Annotated in this window: 2 protein-coding genes and 3 pseudogenes; all 5 read right to left on the reverse strand. The window is 58.1% G+C overall.

Annotated features, from left to right (window positions below; genetic code table 11):
• Positions 1-572, reverse strand: a pseudogene (locus B0G75_RS39840) (homocitrate synthase); the annotation flags it as partial.
• A 423-nt stretch (positions 573-995) separates the two neighbouring features.
• Positions 996-1341: pseudogene (locus B0G75_RS41935) on the reverse strand (DDE-type integrase/transposase/recombinase); the annotation flags it as partial.
• Positions 1342-1413: 72 nt separating this feature from the next.
• Positions 1414-2262 (reverse strand): annotated as a pseudogene (locus B0G75_RS41005) (glycosyltransferase); the annotation flags it as partial.
• 283 nt (positions 2263-2545) lie between these two features.
• Positions 2546-2872, reverse strand: coding sequence for a polysaccharide deacetylase family protein (locus B0G75_RS41825; protein WP_258194186.1), 327 nt, complete (start codon positions 2870-2872; stop codon positions 2546-2548).
• A complete protein-coding gene (locus B0G75_RS39855) occupies positions 2869-3501 on the reverse strand; it encodes a NodA family N-acyltransferase (protein WP_106286478.1) in 633 nt (210 codons plus the stop codon). The genes B0G75_RS41825 and B0G75_RS39855 overlap by 4 nt, the downstream gene beginning before the upstream one ends.
• Positions 3502-3985: the final 484 nt, after the last annotated feature.

The raw sequence follows: 3985 nt of genomic DNA on the forward strand, positions 1-3985 counted from the left end.
TCGATATCCAGATCGACGGCAACGCGTAGCGCTGCAATGGCGTAGAAGGTCTTAAAGGGGTCCAGGATACCGACAGTGTCGGCAAAGCGCACGCGCTGGGCGCCGTGCTGCTGCGCGCATTGAGCCACTTCTACGAGAAATGAGGGATCCGCGCGCGAGGCGTCTTCCATGCCCAGGGAAATTCTTGGATGGTTTTTCGCTGCCTCGCCGACGACGCGTGCGATCTGCGCCAGTACCCAACTGCGCGACTGCCGCAGCTTGTGTTGCAAATGAATATCCGAAACGGGAACCGAGAGATGAACGATATCGGCATCACAACGCAATGCCGCGGTGAGATCCTCGTCGGTGAGGCGCCCCCAAACCATCAGGCGGGCGTCGAGGTTCAGGTCGACGATTGCAGCGATGCACGCCATTTCGTCCTCACCCATGGCAGGAATTCCGATTTCGAGTTCGGCCACGCCGGCCTGCGACAGTGCGGCGGCGATTGCGCATTTTTCCTCAGTGCGAAATGCGACGCCAGCGGTCTGCTCGCCGTCGCGAAGCGTTGTGTCATTGATGATCGGATTGCGCATGTCAGATCTCTTGAGTTGTCGCTGATGGATTGCAAGCGTTGTGCCAAGCGAGCATCTACAGTCGGAGCGCAATTTGCGGGATGTTGACCGGCACAATGTCGGGTTATAGCGGTGCATCGTCCGATTGTTCGTGTCGCGAATGTTACGTTCCGGACAATTCGGTCGTGTTGCAGGTGGCTCGATCAGCTCCATCCGCCAGCGAATGGAAGGTCGAACCTGTTCGCTTGATGCATACTCGAAATAATTAAAAAAGCAATTTGGCCATGGACCGGTCGAGATGGAATGGACGCCGCCCTCCCTCCGGAGAAGTGGGAGCGCTTGGGGTCCCCAGGACCGAACGACATCAATGTGTCGAGGTGGGGTTGCGACGGCGCTGTCACGTTGCTGACTCCATGACGAGATATCGGCCAGGACAGTCGTGTCTCAGAACACGGTGGTCGGAGCTTGGGCAATGCCGGTGAAGAGACGCCATGCTTCAAATCGCGCGGCGAGCTGTTTGCGATAGAGCGAGGCGCTCAGCAGATGACGCTTGAGCGAAGTGTTGGGGGATCGGACCGAAGCACGACAGGAATGACTGCGTGCGTTCGGGCAAGCGAAAACCTCGCATCCGGCGCTCGCATTCACGCGTGGGTTGATGACTGTTTTCAGCAGGGTTGTTCACGCGCGCGCAAGCCTTGACGAACACGTGCTTCGCATTCGCGAGCTCAGGGATCTCCGTTTTCGCGGCCGGGTAGCTGCGCAACTGGTCGGTGACGATTTTCTTCGGCGCCGCAGGAGGATAGGTACTGCGCGCCCAGCGCAGTTGTTGGCGGAGATACGTCCCCAGTCTGTCTGGAACGACTGTCGCCGCAATGGCGTCCGGAACGTACTCGGTCCGATAACCTGCGGTCAGCATGAGAATTGTGAGATGGCGGTCCTCGCCGAAGTCGCTCCGCTTCCCGCGAAAAAATTGTGTCTCGTACTGGTCTAATAGCAAAAGAAGCACGGACCGTCGGTATATGGTACACGGACCGCAGCAGCACATAACAGCGCCGAAGCGAGCCTGTGCGGCGCGTTCTTCGTTGCAAGCCAACCAGTACCCCATATCGATCAGACGGGTCAGCCAGGTATCGCTGCGGTTGCTGGCCGTCAACTGACCCATGGCCGTGCCGATCGCTGGATTTTGCATTTTCAATGCAAGCTTCGTGACCACGTCTGAGCCGATTATCGTGTCCGATCTGACGTTAAGCACCAAATCTCCAAACGAGCGGCGTATCGCGGCGATCTGTGCCTTGCGCTTTCCCATATTTTGGGGAGGCGTAATGAGGTTGAATCTCGGATCGCGCGTGTACGCATCGTATACCGGCCGCACGGCGTCGAGATTCGCAGAACCATCATCAACTACATAGACCCGCAGTTTTCCGTCGTAGTCCTGGTTTGCAATGGACTCTAGGCATGCCGAGAGTGTGCATGGATCCTCGTTGAAGCAGGGAACGATGACATCCACGCCCGGCAGAGCGTCGGAGTCGACCAGGCCGTCCGACAGCGATGACACGTTTGTCGGCTGAGCATAAAGCGCCTGCGTGCTTTTATAGACAGTCGAGAGCAGCGCATAAAACGAGAAAGCGCTAGTTGCGGCAAGCATGTTCATAGGGTGTCTGGTTCGTCCGCTGAGGTTGAGGAAGCGATCGGATTGCAAACCCCCGGTCATGCAATGCTGGAATCATGAGGGAAAGCGCCATGAGGGTCTGCTCGCGCAGACCAGCGTGAGTGCATCGTCCCAACTCATCGGGAGGGCATCCGTCGTGCAAGAGTACAATTGCGCCAGGCCGGACAGAGGCCAGCACTGCGCTGACAATCGCGTCCACGCCGGGACGGGACCAGTCTCGCGGGTCTACCGACCAGTGGAGGGGCGCCAGGCCAGCGCTCGCTGACGTAGTGAGCACTGCTTCGGTCCACATGCCATACGGGGCACGCATATACCGCAGCGGAGCCTAGGGGCTCGCCATCCTGATGACCCTGCTTGCCGTTAATATTTCCTGTTGTACTTCGGTGGGTTCGCATCTGGACAGGTCCGGATGAGTCATCGTGTGGTTTGCGACCTCGTGCCCTTCTGCGATCATTCGCTGGATCAGCTTCGGCTGACTCGCTGCGTACGCGCCGATGACACAGAAAGTCGCTGGCACCCGGTGTTCCGCCAGCACATCGAGGACGTCCGGTGTGCAAAGTGGACTAGGGCCGTCGTCAAACGTCAAATAAACACTGCGACATCCGGTGGTGTCAGCGCACTCGCTGCGCGCTTCGGATAAGCAGTGCCTCACAGCTCTGGCCCATTCCGATCAATTATCGTTCCGGTCGGCCAATCGCTCATTGACCGTCCTATCGGTAAGACGACAATGAGTACGTCCTCGATGCGCGTGGGCGGCGTGTCGAGATGCACTTCTCGCAGGGTCGACCTCACGCGAACTCCAGACACAATAGTCGCCAGACCGTGTCGGCCGAGCAGCCTTGCAATATGCTGCCGCAACGCGTGTCGAACCGTGCCGAAGCCGAATGGAACGTCAAGTTCCTGCAACACGGGATACATCACGCGCATTAAATGAGGGATTCCGAGTCCCTCGAGATCCGGACGTACCGCGTACAATCCTAGTTCGGCCACTAGTAGATCGACTGCGCCAACCTTGATGAAACGACGCAGTGCGCCGACATGAGCCGCTACGCCGCGCGCGTCGTAGCCGATTGCACGGACCTCTGGCCTCGCACCAGCCCAACTGTGATTGCCTTCGAATGGTTTTGCATTAAACGCCCCGGTCGGTCCGTAGGTATTTTGGAAGAACTCGGACAGTTCGATGTGGTCGGCGAGTCGCAACTCATTTTCCCAAGCCAGCCTCCACCGCACCTGAGAGCGCAGGGAGAGAGGTCCTCTATCTGTGGACACGGCCAAATTCACGACTGCCTCCTATGCGCCGTCCGGCCTTTGAGGGTGGACCTGACGCACGCGAAGGACTTGCTGAGAAAACGGTGCGATTTCAAGAAATCATCTGCACTCTGGAACAGTGCTGGGATGAAGCCCGAAGAAAAGAGTATTTCCGTCAACGCTTCACGGACCGATTGAACCTCTTCCACGATGGAGATTACATCGAGTTCGCGTGCCTTGCGCACCGGATCTACCAAAGACTTCCCCCGCATCTTCCGCACGATCTGACCGCGATTGACACGAGATCCATTTGGCCGGGTCGCTGAAGCATTTGGCACCTGCAATCGGCTGCTCCCAATTCGTCGCGAAGCCCAGCCGAAGTCGAGGGTTGCATCAACTGTACGAAGGTAAGCGGCCGATATAGAAAGGGTTTGGAGAACTATGCGAAGTTTTGCCGGTAGTAAGCGCCTACGCGACCTGCCAGACGCTTGTCGCGTCGTGTCGGCGCGATCCGGCT

The organism is Paraburkholderia sp. BL18I3N2 (assembly GCF_003001875.1).
GTDB classification, from domain to species: Bacteria; Pseudomonadota; Gammaproteobacteria; order Burkholderiales; family Burkholderiaceae; genus Paraburkholderia; species Paraburkholderia phytofirmans.